This window comes from Streptomyces dengpaensis (genome assembly GCF_002946835.1).
GTDB classification, from domain to species: Bacteria; Actinomycetota; Actinomycetes; order Streptomycetales; family Streptomycetaceae; genus Streptomyces; species Streptomyces dengpaensis.
Genome location: NZ_CP026652.1, coordinates 6082169 through 6097591 on the forward strand (window position 1 = coordinate 6082169; position 15423 = coordinate 6097591).

The window sequence follows — 15423 nt, forward strand, 5'->3', positions numbered from 1 at the left end:
TTCCGCATCTAATCGATGCTTGCAAGTTCAATATTTGGTCGACGGTCTATTTCCGCCCGGGGTTCCGCTTGTGCCGTCGCCGCACGGAGCGCCGCCCGCGCCACCGCGTCGGCGTCCGACAGCGTGACCGAATCCACGCCCGGCCTGGCCCCGGCCGCGGTCACCCAGTGGACGCCCTCCGTGGGCACCCCGAACGCGAATCGCCCTGCGTGCGGGCGACCTTGACGGTCGATCAGATGGTAGGGACGCGGTGTTACGTCCAGCCCTCCGGTTTCGTAACCGTCCACGGTGTGCGGACGGCACTGGCCCGTCTTCAGCAGCCGGGCGAGGAGTTCGTCGGCGGTCCGGCGCAGATCGGGTTCCGGTAGCCGCGCCTCCACGAGCGTCGTCGCCCGTACGGCCGAACCCGGCACGTCGGGGGAGTGCGCGAGCCACGCTCCGTCCTCGGCCCGCACCTCGAGCCGGGGCCCGACGACGTCCAGGACGCCCGCCTCGATCAGCGCGATCATCTCCTCGATGCGCCGCCGGGGCGGGCCGATGGAGAGGAATGCGTTGAGCGGCGTATACCAACGGTCCAGGTGCGCCCGGCGCGAATCGCCGGACAGCCCGCCGTGGTCCACGATCCGCCGCAGTTCGTTGCGCAGATCACGCAACACGTCGAGGGCGGCTTTCAGCGGCCCGTCGACATTGCCGAGCGCGGCCTGTTCGGCGTCCTCGTGCAGATGGCCGAGAAGCCATGCGCGCCAGGTGTCGGGTCCGGTGAAGGAGTGTCCGGCGTACGGGCGTGACATGCGGTCCCAGGACCAGCGGTCGTCGGGCGCGATGCCGAACTCGTCGAGGAGAGCGGCCTCTTGGGGATCCCGGTGCGGGATGGCGAGGTAGCGCTCCCTGAAGTCGTCCTTGAAGCCGTCTGGCAAGCCGTCGCCGTCGCTGCCGCCGTCCCCGAAGTCCAGGCCGGTCCGCGAGCGCCCCAACACCCCCTCGTAGTAGACCGTTTCCACCTCCTTCGCGACCAACGGCCATATCTCGCGCAGAAAGTCCGGCGCGTCACCGGAGTCCGCGCGCTTGCGGAAGCCGGAGATCACCTCGTCGGTGAGGACGAGGGGGATGTGGCGGCCGTACGGGCCCTTCGCGTTGTCGCCGCGGGCCTGGTACGGGATGCCGCGCCGGGAGCCGGCGTACAGACGGGGTTCTTCGCCCGAGGGCAGATAGCGCAGGCCCTCCTGTGCGGTCCGTACGAAACGGCCGCCGCGGCCCGTCGTCAGCAGGGCCATGTGGTCGAAGAAGTTGAGGCCCAGGCCGCGCAGCAGGACCGGTTCGCCGGGGGAGAGGGAGGAGAGGTCGAGGTCGGCCGGGTTGGCGGGCGGGATGTGACGCAGCCCGTGCCGCTCGGCGTACGCGGTGAGGCGCTGCTCGGCGGGGTCCGCGAGAACGGGAAGGTGGCCCTGCGCGAGGACGACGGCGGCGAGCCCGGTGAGGGTGCGGCCGGTGGAGAGGGTGAGGGTCTGACGGCCGTCGGGCGCGTCGTCGAGCCGTATCGCGCGGGCCGCGTGCACCTCGACCCGGACCTCCGGCGGCGCCCCGCGCACCACCTCGGCGAAGACCCACTCCAGGTAACGGCCGTACTGGGCACGGGTCGGATAGTCGTCGGGGCCCAGCTCGCCCGCCGCCCATGTGTGCAGGCTCGGCCCCGGACAGATCGGCCCCGAGCAGTCCACGCTCTCGTCGGTGAAGAGCGTTACCTGCGAGGCCACGGTGTTCATCAGCAGATGCGGCGACTGCGCGGTGCGCCAGACGCGGCCCGGCCCGGGCGGGTCGGGGTCGACGACGTGGAGCGTGAGCCGTGCGCCCGGCGCGAGCAGCTCGGGCGCGGAGGCGCAGAGGCGTTCCAGGACGCTGGTGCCGCGCGGGCCCGCGCCGACGACGGCGACGGAGACGTGAGCGGTCCCGGAGGGCGGCGGGGGTCCCCCCTGTTCGAGCTCAGTCGAGAACTCGGGGGAGGGTGCTGCAGACAAAGGTGTAACTCCCGGGCGTGTGGGGCGCGTGGCAGCAAAAGGCCCGCCTGAAGCGGACGGTCCGCATCATCATGCCGTTGGGAGCATCGGGAGCCGAGTCCTAGGGGGAGGATCGGGGCCGGGGTGTGGGATGGGTCACGAGCATCACGGGTCACGGGCACAACAAACGTACGGAACAGGTCGATTGCGGAGGACTACGGACGTCTTCTCGCGGGCCGGGCCCGGCGGCGCCCAAGCCGCGCACCGCCGCTCGTCATGAGTCGCGCACCGCCGCCCTCCACGAGCCGCGCATCGCCGCTCGTCATGAGTCGCGCACAGCCGCTCTCCATGAGCCGCGCACAGCCGCTTTCAAGGGCTGAGCACCGACTCCATGACCGGCGTGAGCTGGGGACGCCCGCCGCCCCGCTCCCGCGCCTGGTCGAGCCGCAGCGACGCCGAACGCCCGTGCAGCGTCAGCGTCATCAACTGGTTGCCGAACCAGGGCCCGCCGGTTCTGCGCCAGTCGATGGACGGGCGCGGGTGCTCATAGCGCCCGTGCCGGACGAACTGGCGGCCGAGCGCCTGTCCCAGCCTGCTCCAGCCGAAGCGGAAGCCGAGTCTGATGGAGAGCGGGATGGAGTTGTGGACGGGGGAGCAGGTCAGCTGGAAGACCCGGGCGTCGGGCCGCCGGCCGGGGTCGATCCAGTACGGCTCGGCGACGTACGCATGGTGGACGTCGCCCGACAGCACGCACACGGTCGCCGGGGCCTGTGCCCCCGAGCCGGCCTCCGCGATCAGCGCCGTCAGTTCCTCGAAGGACTCCGGGAACGCCGCCCAGTGCTCCAAGTCGGCCCGCTGCCGCAGATCCTCCCCGAACCGCGCCCACCGCGCGCCCCGCTCGCCCCGGCACAGCGCGGCGTTCCATACCTCGGCGTCGTGCACGAGCGGCGGAAGGAGCCAGGGGAGGGAGGTGCCGAGGAGGAGATGGTCGTACGAGCCGGGCGCGTCCAGCGCCTGCTCCCGCAGCCATCGCGCCTCCCCCGCGTCGAGCATCGCGCGGTTGCCCTCCTCCAGGACGCGGGCCGCGCGGGTGTCGAGCATGAGGACGCGGGTGCGGCCGAAGTCGCGGCGGTAGCTCCAGCGGACGGAGGAGGGATCGGCGTCGGCCTGAGCGGCGAAGGCGCGCAGTACGTCCGTGCCGTCGGGGGTCTCGCGTACGGCGGCGTACAGCAGGTCGCCGGACAGCTCGCGCGGGGAGAGGTTGCCGAGGTGCTGGTAGACCCAGTACGACATCAGGCCGCTCAGCACCCGCTCGCGCCACCACGGGGTGGCCCGCATCCCGGCGAGCCAGGAGGCGCTGGTGTTCCAGTCGTCGATGACGTCGTGATCGTCGAAGATCATGCAACTGGGCACGGTGGACAGCAGCCAGCGGACCTCCGGGTCGAGCCAGGATTCGTAGTAGAGCCGGGTGTACTCCTCGTAGTCCGCGACCTGGTTGCCGGGAGGGTCCGCCAGGCCCCGGCGGGCGGCGATCCACGCACGGGTGGCCTTCGAGACCTCGTCGGCGTACACCTGGTCGCCCAACAGCAGCAGTACGTCCGGGCGTTCGGCGTCGGGGTCCGAGGCGATGCGGGCGGAGAGGGTGTCCAGGGCGTCGGGCCCCACCGGATCCTTCTCGTCGGCCGGGGGCGCGGCCCAGCGGCAGGAGCCGAAGGTGACGCGGACGGCGCCGTCCCCGTCCGGGGTGCGGACGACCGAGGGCGGGAAAGGGGAGTCGGGCAGCGGCCAGACGGTGGTGCCGTCGAGCAGGACCTCGTACGACGACGCCGTGCCCGGCGTCAGCCCGTCCACCGGCACCAGCGCGTAGTGATGGCCCGCGACTTGAAAGGTACGGGCCTCACCGCGGGAGCCGTCGGCGCACCGCACCTCGGCGGTGCACGGACGGCTCGCCTCGACCCAGAAGGTCGCGGACGAGCCGTCGACGTACCTCAGCAGCGGACCCAGGCGCAGCTCCGCCATGGTGATCACCCTCCTCCGTCGCCCCGTACGGTACGGAACGACGGAGGGGAGTGGGGAGGTTCCGGCGCGATCCGGTGGATCAGCAGCCGGCGAGGTAGTTCGTGAGCGCGCTCTTCTCGGCGGAGTCGACCGAGAGGTTGTAGTAGTACTTCACCTGCACCCAGGCGCGGACGTAGGTGCACCGGTAGGAGCTGACCGAGGGCATCCAGGTGGCCGGGTCCTGGTCGCCCTTGGCCTGGTTGACGTTGTCGGTGACGGCGATCAGCTGCGGGCGGGTCAGGTCGTTGGCGAACGCCTGGCGGGTGGAGCTGCTCCAGTTGTCGGCGCCGGAGTCCCAGGCCTCGGCCAGCGGCACGAGGTGGTCGATGTCCAGGTCGGAGGCGACGGTCCAGGTCGCGCCGTCGTACGGGGAGTACCAGCGGCCGCTGGTGGCGGCGCAGGCGGAGTCGGTGACGACGTTCGAACCGTCCCGCTTCAGGACCGTCTCACGGGTGTTGCAGGCCCCGCTGATGGTGATCCAGTGGTTGAAGAGGTCCCGGTTGTAACCGGTGCGGTCCTCGGTCGCGACGTTGAGCGTGGCGAGGTAGCTGCGCGCGGTGGCACCGCTGACCGGGGTGGGAAGGGCGGCGGAGGCGGTCGGGCCGTTGAAAATCCCGACCATGGCTATCAGACCGGTGAGGGCGGCGAGCAGGCTGAGCCGTCGACGCGCGTAGACCTTGAGCATGCGAACTCCCTTGGAGTGGGGGGATGTTGGCCGCGAGCGAGGACATGCTCGCGACGCTGCGTTGCCGACAGGTGTGCGTTCGGTAAGAAGCTAATGACGCGCGCATGTCACAACAAGGTTCAGAGCGGGACTTTCGGCCCTGTCCAGGCGCGCCGGGCCGTCGCGTACGATGAATGACGCAGAAGGGGAGTAGCTCTTCGCCGGACCGTCGACATACTGCTCAGCTCGTCTGAGCCGGCGCCCGGAGGCGGATCCCGAGTGGATCGGCCAGCGAGACCTTCGGCAAGCAGTGCACCACCTGTGTCCTACGGCACAGGTGCCGCGTGTGCTGCCGTGCCGAGGTGTCGCAGCGCAGTCACAGCACTCTCGGTGGGGCGGCCCGACCGATCGAGGAACCCTGTTTTGATCAGCTTCACCGTGATGGCGCTCGTCTTCGGCGTCGTCTTCCTTGCCGAACTGCCGGACAAGACCGCGCTCGCCGGCCTCGTCCTCGGCACGCGCTACCGCGCCTCGTACGTCTTCGCCGGTGTCGCCGCCGCCTTCGCCCTCCATGTCGCGCTCGCCGTCGCGGCGGGCAGCGTGCTCACGCTCCTGCCGCAGCAGATCGTGCACGCGCTGACCGGCGTCCTGTTCCTCGGCGGCGCGGCGGTCCTGCTGATGACGAAGGGCGGGGCCGGTGATGACGCGGAGATCCGCAAGCCCGAGAACCAGGGCTTCTGGAAGGTCTCGGGGGCGGGTTTCATGCTCATCCTCGTCGCCGAGTTCGGCGACCTCACCCAGATCATGACGGCGAACCTCGCGGCCCGTTACGACGACCCGCTCTCCGTCGGCCTCGGCGCGGTGCTCGCGCTGTGGGCGGTCGCCGGGCTCGGCATCGTCGGCGGGAGGGCCCTGCTGAAGAGGGTGCCGCTGGAGCTGATCACCAAGGTGGCGGCGCTTTTGATGCTGGGGCTCGGCGTGTGGAGTCTGTACGAGGCGGTGGCGGGCTGAGGTGGCCGGTCCCGTCGTACGGTCGTTCCGCCCCTCCCGGGTTCCCGCCGTCCCGCCGTGCTGGTGTCCGTACGGCGTCTCTGTCGCGCCTTTCGGGTGTCGTACGGGTGTCGTGCCGGAGTGGGGTGGCCGAACCCCAGGTCAGAGGCGGTGGCGTCGCGACGTCTCGTTTTGTATCGTTGAGGAACAAAGTGGTTCCCGCCCGTACTCCCTGACCGGCGGGCGGGGCCACCTTGTCCCGGGGGCCGCACCTAGGCCCCCTTTCCCGCGCTTTGGAGTATGCCGATGACGGCCACGACCGTACTGACCGCCCGTGCCCTCCTGCTCGACATGGACGGCACCCTCGTCAACTCGGATGCCGTCGTCGAGCGCTGCTGGCGCCGCTGGGCCGAACGTCACGGGCTGGACGGGGACGAGGTCATGAAGGTCGTCCACGGCAGGCAGGGGTACGCCTCCATGGCGCTGTTGCTGCCGGACCGGCCCATGGCGCAGAACCACGCGGACAACGCGCGCATGCTCGCCGAGGAGACCGCGGACATGGACGGCGTCGTCGCGATTCCGGGGGCCGCGGAGTTCCTGGCCTCGCTCGCCGGGGTGCCGCACGCGCTCGTCACCTCCGCCGATGTGGCGCTTTCCGGCGCGCGGATGGCTGCCGCCGGGCTTTCGCTTCCCGCCGTGCGGGTCACCGCCGAGTCCGTCGGCGCGAGCAAGCCGGATCCTGAGGGGTTTTTGAAGGGAGCCGCCGAGCTGGGTGTCGCGCCCGAGGACTGCGTGGTCTTCGAGGACTCCGGGGCGGGGATCGCGGCCGGGAAGGCTGCCGGGATGCGCGTCGTCGGGGTCGGGTCCCGGGCGGGGGTCCACCGGCCGGACGTCCTGGTGCGTGACCTTACGCAGGTGCGGGTGGAGGCCGTGGGGGACGGGACGGTTCGGCTGCGCGTCGGCTGAGGTCCGCGGCCGCGGTGCGACCGCGTGAGGGTTTTTCGCCCCCGCCGCCCCTACCCATTCCCGTACCTGGGGCTGCCGCCCCCAGCCCCCCGCATCGGCCTGAACGGCCTCGTCCTCAAACGCCGGACGGGCTAAAGAAGACCACCTTCGCCGGCGGGGGTGGAGGTGCGGCGGGGTGGGCGGGAGAGGCGGAGGAGTGGGGGTGGGTGGGGGGTGCGGTTCGTCGTCTCGTCCTCGAACGGCGGACGGGCTGAAATGACTTCGCCGGGCTGAACGTGGAAGGGCACTCGACAGGCCATAAGCGGCCGTACACACCAGGATGGTGGTGACCGAGACCCTCGGGGCTCAGGGAGGCCAGCATGACCGGCGTGAACGAGTCTGCCGAGCGGCGGCGTGCGGCGGCCGCGCTCGACGCCCACGACACGGTGCACGGCAGTGCCTTCGTCTCGATCGGCGCCCTGCTGCTCGGCATGCTGCTCGCGTCCCTGGACCAGACGATCGTGTCGACGGCGCTGCCGACCATCGTCAGTGACCTGGGCGGTCTGGAGCACATCTCCTGGGTGGTCACCGCGTACTTGCTCGCGGCGACCGCGGCGACCCCGCTGTGGGGCAAGCTCGGTGACCAGTACGGCCGGAAGAAGCTGTTCCAGACGGCGATCGTGATCTTCCTGATCGGGTCCGCGCTGTGCGGCATGGCGCAGAACATGCCGCAGCTGATCGGCTACCGGGCACTGCAGGGGCTCGGCGGCGGCGGGCTCATGGTGCTGTCCATGGCGATCGTCGGCGACATCGTCTCGCCGCGTGAACGGGGGAAGTACCAGGGGCTGTTCGGCGCGGTGTTCGGAACGACGAGCGTGCTCGGACCGCTGCTCGGCGGGCTGTTCACCGAGCACCTCAGCTGGCGCTGGGTCTTCTACATCAACCTGCCCGTCGGCATCGTCGCGCTCGCCGTGATCGCGGCGGTCCTGCAGATCCCCAAGAAGTCGGCGCAGCACGTCATCGACTACCTCGGCACGTTCCTGATCGCCGCGGTCGCCACCTGCCTGGTCCTGATGGCCTCGCTCGGCGGCATCACCTGGGCCTGGAGGTCACCGCAGATCATCGGCCTCGCGGTGGCCGGCGTGGTCCTGGCCGTGGCGTTCGTCGCCGCGGAGCAGCGGGCGGCCGAACCCGTCCTCCCCCTCAAACTCTTCCGCATCCGCACCTTCACGCTCGCCGCCGTCATCAGCTTCATCGTCGGCTTCGCGATGTTCGGCGCGATGACCTTTCTGCCGACCTTCCTCCAGGTCGTCCAGGGCGTGACGCCCACCCTTTCCGGCGTGTACATGCTGCCGATGGTGTTCGGCCTGCTGCTCGCCTCCACGGTCTCCGGACAGATCGTCAGCCGTACCGGCCGCTGGAAGGTGTTCCCCGTCGCGGGCACCGGGATCACGGCCATCGGCCTGCTGCTGCTCCACCAGCTCGACGAGAACAGCGGCACCGGCGAGATGAGCACGTACCTCTTCGTCTTCGGCCTGGGCCTCGGCCTGGTCATGCAGGTACTGGTCCTGATCGTGCAGAACGCCGTGTCGTACGAGGATCTGGGCGTCGCCACCTCCGGCGCGACCTTCTTCCGCTCCATCGGCGCCTCGTTCGGCGTCGCCATCTTCGGCACGGTCTTCGCGAGCCGCCTCGGCGACGAACTGACGGCCACGCTGAGCGGGAGGCAGCTCCCGGCGGGCATCACCGTGGACTCCCTCAAGGCCGACCCGAAGGGCATCGCCGAACTGCCGGCCGCGTTGCGGCAGCCCGTCCTGCACGCGTTCTCGTCGTCCATCACCGACGTCTTCCTGTACGCCGCTCCGGTCGCCGTTCTGGGCTTCGCCCTGGCCTGGTTCCTGCGGGAGGACAGGCTGCGCGGGTCCGTCATGGCGCCGGACGTGACGGAAACGCTCGCCAGCAATCCGGTGCAGCGGTCGTCGTACGACGAGGTGTGCCGGGCGCTGTCCGTGCTCGGCACGCGGGAGGGGCGGCGCGAGATCTACCAGAAGATCACCGCGCGGGCGGGCTACGACCTGTTGCCCTCGGCGAGCTGGCTGCTGCTGCGGATCAAGAAGTACGGGTGGGCCGAGCCGGCGGAGCTCGCCGAGCGCAGCGCCGTGCCGCTGCATATCGTCCTCGCCGCCGCGCGGCAGGTCGAGGAGCGCCGCCTCGCTCTGCGCGAGGGACTCGACCTCGTGCTGACGGATCAGGGCCGCGTGGCCGCCGATCGGCTGGCCAAGGCCCGGGAGGAGTCCCTTGCCGAGCTGCTCGGCGACTGGTGGGGGCCGGACCGGCCGACCGACCTGACCAAGCTGGTGGCTCAGCTGAACACCGAGATGTGCGGGTCCGACGCGGAGCGTCCCCACGACGGCGCGCCCTCGCGCCCGCAGGCCCGGACCCCCTGAGCCCTCACGCCCCCCACCTGCCCGCAGGCGCCGACGCACGGGAGGGGCCGTGCCGGTACATCACATGCCCGTCGCCCCGTTCGGATCTGGAGAGGGTTTCTGTATTCCCACGTCTGATCCACCAGCCACGACGGGCGGATGTACCGGCACGGCCCCGACCCACCCACCCGCGGCAGGCGAACCGGCGGACTACCCCTCCCGGGGTTCCCGGGGTTCCCGGGACTCCCGCCACTCCCGCACGATCGACTCGACGTCGTACGGCTTCAGCCCCAGCGGAGGCCCCGGTGGTGGCTTGAACATGACCTCGCGGATCTTGGCGTTGATGTCCTCGACGATGCGGCGCACGACCCCCTCCGAGGGGGCCTTGGCGGCCGCCGCGAGTGCGTCCTCGGCCTCCCTGCGCAGGGCCAGGGTGGGCGGCAGGACCGACAGCCCCTCGCGGGCCATCTTCTGCTTGATCCACCAGAGTTCGTCGTACGACGTGTCGGTGAGGTGCGGCACCGGCCGCCCCGCGCCGGGGAGTTCCGCGAACTCGCCACGCGCCTCCGCCTCGCGGATTTGTCTCTCGACCCAGGACTCGAAGCTGACACCAGGTGGCTTGCGCTCCGTCATGAGTCCATTGTGCAGGAGGCCGCACGGCGAGGCGATCGGTCGAATTATCATGCGGCGGCGGCGCGCCAACCACGCCCCGCGCAAGGACAATTGGGGCAGGGCAAAGCGCCTGCACGCGACGAAGGAGCGCACGTGCTCGAACTCACCATGGCCTCGGTAGCCGGGGCGGACGCGGGCGCGACGGCCGGAATGCTGATGGCCGACGCGCCGAGCGACCCCGGGGCCGTACTGAGGGTGGGCCGGGACCGGGCTGTGTGCCGTCTCGCGACCCCCGACGACTGGCTGTTCGTGTCCCGCGTCCACCTGGAGTTCCTGTGCGGCCCGGACGGCTCCTGGCAGGTCACCTGGCTGCGCGGCTCCCACCCGGAGCCGTCCTCCGAGGTACGGCTGACGCTGGCGGGGCAGCAGCCCCAAGCCTTCCCGTACGGCGGCACGGCCAAGCTCCCCGCGGGCAGCTCCGGAGAACTCGTCATCCAGGACCGCACCGGCCCGCGCACCGTGAACGTGGGCTTCTATCACGAGGCCTGAGCCCGCAGGGCGAGCGGGCAGCGGGGTCAGACCTCCGTCAGTTCACCACCCGCGCCAGCGCGAACCCGTCGTACCCCTTGCCCCCCACCGTCTGGATCGCCGTACCGCTCAACTTCGGGTGCGAGGCGATCAGTTCGAGCGCGGCCCGGGTGCCCCGCACGCTCGGGTCGGTGCTGCCCGCCTCGGTGACCGTGCCGCCCCGTACGACGTTGTCGAGGACGATCACGCTGCCGGGCCGGGTGAGCCTGACGGCCCACTCGACGTAGTGCGCGTTGTTCACCTTGTCCGCGTCGATGAAGACGAGGTCGAACGGCTCCGGGTTCTCGTCGGCCAGCTTCGGCAGCGACTCCAGGGCCGGGCCCACCCGCACCTCGGCGATCCTGTCGAGCCCGGCGCGGGCGAGGTTGCGGCGGGCGACCTCCGCGTGCGTGGCGTCGTACTCGAAGCTGATCAGCCGGCCGTCGGCCGGGAGCGCGCGGCCCAGCCAGATCGTGCTGTAGCCGCCGAGCGTGCCGATCTCCAGGACGCGGCGCGCGCCCTGGATCTGGGCGAGGAGCTGGAGCAGCTTGCCCTGGGTCGGCGTGACGTTGATGGGCGGCAGCCCGGCCGCATCGCTGTCGCGCAGCGCGGCGGCCAGGATGTCGTCGTGGGGGGCGAGGAGGGGGGCCAGGTAGTCGTCGACGTCGTGCCAGATCTGCGACTCGCTCATGCGCCATGCCTTTCGTACGCCTAGTTAGATCCGCTAACTAGTCCCGCTGGTGAATCTAGTCGCGGGTGCGGATGCCTGTCAGGGCGTTGCCAGGTGTTCACGGCGGGCGTCAGCCGATCGGCGTCACCGACGCAAGCACGGGACCGGGCACGCGCCTCCGTCGTGCCGTCGGACAGCGTCTCGGACGGCACGACGGAGGGTGTGGTTCCAGATGGGCGCGGGGGATGGCTGGGGGGTGGGTGGTTTCGCCCCCTCCGCCCCTGCCCGTCCCGTGCCTGGGGGCTGCCGCCCCCAGACCCCCGCCTATCGCGCTTCGCGCTCGTCCTCAAACGCCGGACGGGCTTGATCACACGGCTCAATCGACGGCGGCGAACCCGGCAGTGCGCGGCCCGCGCACTCTGACATGAACCAGACCGCAACGCCGCCGATCACCGCCGCGGCCATCATGTAGTAGGCGGGCATCATCATGTTCCCGGTCGCCCCGATGAGCGCCGTGACCACCAGCGGGGTCGTGCCGCCGAAGAGCGACACGGAGACGTTGAAGCCGATGGAGAGCGAGCCGTAGCGCACGTTCGTCGGGAAGAGCGCGGGGAGCGCGGCGGGCATCGAGGCGGTGAAGCAGACAAGGAGCAGGCGTCGGGGACGGGGACGCGGTCCGCCCGAAGTCATCCGGGACAGGCCGAAAAACGACCATAGGGGCATTCGGCCGCATTACGGCCCGTACGCGACCCACCGCACAGTGCGCACAAATACGGCCTGTGCAGGTGCGACGAAGCGGCTGAGAGCAGCTCTTCGAGGCCCTGTCTGTGATCTATGTCGCGGAGTGAGGGGGGAACCGAACCGTCCGCGCACTATCGTCATCCGGACAAAAGACGGGAGGACGTCAGGTGAAGAGGGGGTTGCCTGCGTCTCTCCACGGGGGTGCTGCGAGCCTCGTAGGGCCCTGACAGGGGCTGGTGTGGGGGCCGCGTGGGACGCGCGGGACGAATGGGGCGGGAGGGCCGACGGGGCGTGGCAGACGTGGAGCACGGCGGACGAGCGGGTAATGCCTTCGGGGCGGGGGCTGCCGAGACGGCGATGGCACGGCTGGGAGCCGTCCGTATAGGGCTGTGGATGATCGCCGCCGTCCTGGCGGTACGGCAGGTCGCCGTCGTCCTCGGCACGCCCAAGGGGGAGCGGCTGACGGACCTGGAGACCTGGGTCGGCACGAACGGCGTGCTGCATGTGGAGGGGTCGCTGTACGACTCGACGGCGTTCACCGGCACCCCGTTCGCCGGGCTTGTCCTCAAGCCCCTGACCCGAGCGGCCGAACAGGCCCTCGGCTGGGGCTGGACCTTCGGCACCCTGTCGCTGGTGGTCGCGCTCGGCTTGGTCGCCGCGCGGGCCCTGCCGCAGCCCGTGAGCCGGCGTACGTCGCTGATCGCCGCGCCGGTCGCGATCAGCCTGCTGATGCTGTCGCTGCCCGTGCGCAACGCCTTCTGGCTCGGCCAGACCGGCGTCATCCCCGTGCTGCTCGTCGTGCTCGGCTGCTTCGCGGTCCGTGGCGAGCGGGCCGGCGGCGCCCTGATAGGCCTCGCGGCGGCGCTGCAGCCGACCGTGCTGCTCTTCGCGCCGCTGCTGTGGTTCACCGGGCGCCGCCGCGCCGCCGCGTCCACCGGGATCACCTTCGCCGGCCTCACCGCGCTCGCCTGGGCCGCGATGCCGCGGGACTCGACCACGTACTGGGTGCACCATCTGGCGGGTGTCGGCCTCGGCAAGGACGCGGACGACCTCGCCAACCAGTCGCTGCACGGCGCGCTGCTCCGGCTCGGTCTCACCGGGCCGCTGGAGATAGGCCTGTTCCTGGTCCTCGGCGTGGCCGTCGCGGTCGTGGGCCTGCGCCGCGCGGTGCGCTACGCGCGGGACGGGCAGCTGCTGCTCGCCGTGGCGATCACCGGCTGTGTCGCCGTCGCCGTCTCGCCCACCACCTGGCGGCACCAGCTGCTGTGGGTGCTGCTGGCGGTGGTCGGCCGGGTCGGCAAGAAGACCTCGGACCGCTATATGTGGCCCGTCGCCGTCATCCTCACCGTCTCGCTGCCCGCGAAGATGATGCTGCCGAACATGCCGGCGCTCTTCCCGCTGCGTGACAACGTGGTGCTGCTCGCCGCGCTGGCCGCCGCGACCGTCGTGCCGTTCCTGTCCCGCACCGCGGAGTACTACCGGGCGCCGGTCCCCACCGACTACGCGGAGCCGGTCCCCACCCGGTGGAAGCGGGTGCCGCTGCTGCCCTTCCTCGGCCGCGTCCTCACCCGCCCCAACCTGCTGCTCGAACTGCTCCTGATACGCGTCGGCTACGCCGCCTACCAGCAGGTCAGGCTCGCCGCGACGGGCGGCACCAATACGGGCGGCCGGGCCACCGCCGAGCACCACGGCGACCAGATCCTCGGCATCGAGCGGTTCCTGCACCTCGACATCGAGCACTGGGCCAACCACGCGGTGGTGAAGGCCGGCTTCCTGCGGAACTTCTTCGACTTCTACTACACGTCGTTCCACTTCGTCGTCCCGCTCACCGTCCTCGGTGTCCTGTACGCCCGCCGCCCCGCCGACTACCGCTGGGCGCGCTCGGCGCTCGGCTTCGCCACCGTGCTCGCCCTCATCGGCTTCTGGTTCTACCCGCTCGCGCCGCCGCGCCTGATGCCGGGCCTCGGCATCATCGACACCGTGAACGGCGTGCAGGACTTCTCCAAGCCGGACTACGGCACGCTGACCGCACTGACCAACCAGTACGCGGCGATGCCCTCGCTGCACTTCGGCTGGTCGCTGTGGTGCGGCCTGGTGATCGCGATCCTGGCGCCCAAGTGGTGGATGAAGGCACTCGGCCTGCTGCACCCCTTCTTCACGGTCACCGCGATCGTGGTGACCGGCAACCACTGGCTGCTGGACGCGGTGGGCGGCGCGGCCGTCGTCGGCGCCGGCTTCGGGCTGACCTGCCTCCTGCAGGGCCCGCGGCCCAGGACGCTGATGAAGCCCGTGGAGGTCCCCGCGAAGGAGCCGGTCCCGGCGACGGGCCGTACACCGAGCTGATCCGGCAGGCCGCGAAAGCCGTCGGCCTCGGGGGAGGCAGGGGCGGGGCGTGAGGGGATGCTCCTGCCTCCCCCGGACGGGCCGGCGGCGCCGGGAGGCCGCCGGCCCGAGCATGTCGTACCGGACTCACCCCGCGCTGACCCGGAGCTCCTTCACCCCGTTGATCCAGGCCGAGCGCAGCCGGCGCGGGTCGCCGACGAGCGTCAGGTCCGGCATGGCGTCGGCGATCGCGTTGAAGATGAGGTCGATCTCCAGGACCGCGAGGGACTTGCCGAGGCAGTAGTGCGGGCCTCCGCCGCCGAAGCCGAGGTGGGGGTTGGGGTCGCGGGTGATGTCGAGGACGTCGGGGTCGTCGAAGACCTCGGGGTCGTGGTTGGCGGAGGCGTAGAAGATGCCGACGCGGTCGCCCTTCTTGATCCGCTTGCCGCCGAGTTCGGTGTCCTGGGCGGCGGTGCGCTGGAAGGCGTTGACCGGCGTGGCCCAGCGGACGATCTCCTCGGCCGCGGTCGCCGGACGCTCCCGCTTGTAGAGGTCCCACTGGTCGGGGTGCGTGAGGAAGGCGTGCATGCCGTGGGTGATGGCGTTGCGGGTCGTCTCATTGCCCGCCACCGAGAGCATCAGTACGAAGAAGCCGAACTCGTCGGAGCTGAGGTTGCCCTCGTCCTCGGCGGCCACCAGCGTGCTGACGATGTCGTGCGCCGGGCACTGCTTGCGGTCGGCGGCCATGTTCATGGCGTACGCGATGAGCTCGGTGGCCGACTCGGCGCCGACCTCCTCGGTGATGGCGTACTCCGGGTCGTCGTACGCGATCATCTTGTTGGACCAGTCGAAGATCTTGGCGCGGTCGTCCTGCGGGACGCCGATCAGCTCGGCTATGGCCTGCAGGGGCAGTTCGCAGGCGACCTCGGTGACGAAGTCGAAGGGTCCGGAGTGGGCGCGCGCCGTCTCGACGATCGCGCGGGCGCGGGCGCGCAGCCGGTCCTCCAGAGCGCGGATGGCCCGGGGTGTGAAGCCGCGCTGCACGATCTGGCGGACGCGGGTGTGCTCGGGCGGGTCCATGTTCAGCAGGATCAGCCGCTGGACGTCGATCGCGTCGCGCTCGATGTGCTCGTTGAAGCGGATGATGGCGGTGTTGAGGTACGAGGAGAAGATCTCCGGGTGCGTGGAGACGTACTTGACGTCCGCGTGCCGGGTGACCGCCCAGTAGCCCTCGTCCTGGAAGCCGGCGAGATTGGCCGACTGCGGGATCCAGCGGACCGGTTCGACCCGGCGCAGCTCGGCGAACTCCGGCAGGGGCACGCGGTCGTGCAGCAGATCGGGGTCGGTGAAATCGAACCCGTCGGGCAGCGCTGGACAGGGCATCGGCAACTCCAGGTCTCGCACCTGTGTCTCTCTGGCGGCCCCTGAAGGTTT

At 70.9% G+C, this 15423-nt stretch carries 11 protein-coding genes and 1 pseudogene; 5 read left to right on the top strand and 7 right to left on the bottom strand.

Going from position 1 to position 15423, the window contains the following annotated elements:
- Positions 1–8: 8 nt before the first annotated feature.
- The 3 genes from C4B68_RS28135 to C4B68_RS28145 form a co-directional block, all read right to left on the bottom strand.
- Positions 9–1892: an FAD/NAD(P)-binding protein gene (locus tag C4B68_RS28135; protein WP_240634752.1), complete on the bottom strand. Its 1884-nt coding sequence runs from the start codon at positions 1890–1892 to the stop codon at positions 9–11.
- Between the two features lie 471 nt (positions 1893–2363).
- Entirely contained in the window at positions 2364–4013 is a 1650-nt protein-coding gene (locus C4B68_RS28140; RefSeq protein ID WP_099504577.1) for an alkaline phosphatase D family protein, read from the bottom strand.
- Between the two features lie 79 nt (positions 4014–4092).
- Positions 4093–4737, bottom strand: coding sequence for an HNH endonuclease family protein (locus tag C4B68_RS28145; RefSeq protein WP_099504501.1), 645 nt, complete (start codon positions 4735–4737; stop codon positions 4093–4095).
- Positions 4738–5139: 402 nt separating this feature from the next.
- Between C4B68_RS28145 and C4B68_RS28150 the strand changes: the two genes are divergently transcribed.
- The 3 genes from C4B68_RS28150 to C4B68_RS28165 all read left to right on the top strand — a co-directional run bounded on the left by C4B68_RS28150 (position 5140) and on the right by C4B68_RS28165 (position 9098).
- The gene (locus C4B68_RS28150; protein WP_099504502.1) at positions 5140–5727 is read left to right on the top strand and encodes a TMEM165/GDT1 family protein; all 588 of its coding nucleotides are present in this window, start codon (positions 5140–5142) and stop codon (positions 5725–5727) included.
- Positions 5728–6006: 279 nt separating this feature from the next.
- Positions 6007–6672 carry an HAD-IA family hydrolase gene (locus tag C4B68_RS28155; RefSeq protein ID WP_099504503.1) on the top strand — a complete coding sequence of 222 codons (666 nt, stop codon included), beginning with the start codon at positions 6007–6009 and terminating at the stop codon, positions 6670–6672.
- A gap of 470 nt (positions 6673–7142) precedes the next feature.
- On the top strand, positions 7143–9098 hold the full coding sequence (locus C4B68_RS28165; RefSeq protein ID WP_240634753.1) for an MDR family MFS transporter: 1956 nt from the start codon (positions 7143–7145) through the stop codon (positions 9096–9098).
- A 189-nt stretch (positions 9099–9287) separates the two neighbouring features.
- Here the strand turns inward: C4B68_RS28165 and C4B68_RS28170 are convergent, their stop codons facing one another.
- Positions 9288–9710 (bottom strand): DnaJ family domain-containing protein, encoded by a 423-nt coding sequence (locus tag C4B68_RS28170; RefSeq protein ID WP_099504506.1) that lies wholly within the window; start codon positions 9708–9710, stop codon positions 9288–9290.
- A gap of 132 nt (positions 9711–9842) precedes the next feature.
- Between C4B68_RS28170 and C4B68_RS28175 the strand changes: the two genes are divergently transcribed.
- Positions 9843–10238, top strand: a complete 396-nt coding sequence (locus C4B68_RS28175) for an FHA domain-containing protein (RefSeq protein WP_099504507.1) — start codon at positions 9843–9845, stop codon at positions 10236–10238.
- A gap of 37 nt (positions 10239–10275) precedes the next feature.
- Here the strand turns inward: C4B68_RS28175 and C4B68_RS28180 are convergent, their stop codons facing one another.
- A complete protein-coding gene (locus tag C4B68_RS28180) occupies positions 10276–10947 on the bottom strand; it encodes an O-methyltransferase (RefSeq protein WP_099504508.1) in 672 nt (223 codons plus the stop codon).
- Between the two features lie 303 nt (positions 10948–11250).
- A pseudogene (locus tag C4B68_RS28185) lies at positions 11251–11580 on the bottom strand (MFS transporter); the annotation flags it as partial.
- Between the two features lie 378 nt (positions 11581–11958).
- Between C4B68_RS28185 and C4B68_RS28190 the strand changes: the two are divergent.
- A complete protein-coding gene (locus tag C4B68_RS28190) occupies positions 11959–14010 on the top strand; it encodes a bifunctional glycosyltransferase 87/phosphatase PAP2 family protein (protein ID WP_099504509.1) in 2052 nt (683 codons plus the stop codon).
- 126 nt (positions 14011–14136) lie between these two features.
- Here the strand turns inward: C4B68_RS28190 and C4B68_RS28195 are convergent, their stop codons facing one another.
- Positions 14137–15372, bottom strand: a complete 1236-nt coding sequence (locus C4B68_RS28195) for a cytochrome P450 (protein WP_099504510.1) — start codon at positions 15370–15372, stop codon at positions 14137–14139.
- Positions 15373–15423 lie beyond the last annotated feature (51 nt).

Excerpts from the sequence above, each read along its gene's own strand:
- C4B68_RS28180 (WP_099504508.1), bottom strand. The coding sequence starts at position 10,947 with ATGAGCGAGTCGCAGATCTGGCACGACGTCGACGACTACCTGGCCCCC.
- C4B68_RS28170 (WP_099504506.1), bottom strand. The coding sequence starts at position 9,710 with ATGACGGAGCGCAAGCCACCTGGTGTCAGCTTCGAGTCCTGGGTCGAG.
- C4B68_RS28145 (WP_099504501.1), bottom strand. The coding sequence starts at position 4,737 with ATGCTCAAGGTCTACGCGCGTCGACGGCTCAGCCTGCTCGCCGCCCTC.
- C4B68_RS28155 (WP_099504503.1), top strand. The coding sequence starts at position 6,007 with ATGCCGATGACGGCCACGACCGTACTGACCGCCCGTGCCCTCCTGCTC.
- C4B68_RS28195 (WP_099504510.1), bottom strand. The coding sequence starts at position 15,372 with ATGCCCTGTCCAGCGCTGCCCGACGGGTTCGATTTCACCGACCCCGAT.
- C4B68_RS28140 (WP_099504577.1), bottom strand. The coding sequence starts at position 4,013 with ATGGCGGAGCTGCGCCTGGGTCCGCTGCTGAGGTACGTCGACGGCTCG.
- C4B68_RS28165 (WP_240634753.1), top strand. The coding sequence starts at position 7,143 with ATGCTGCTCGCGTCCCTGGACCAGACGATCGTGTCGACGGCGCTGCCG.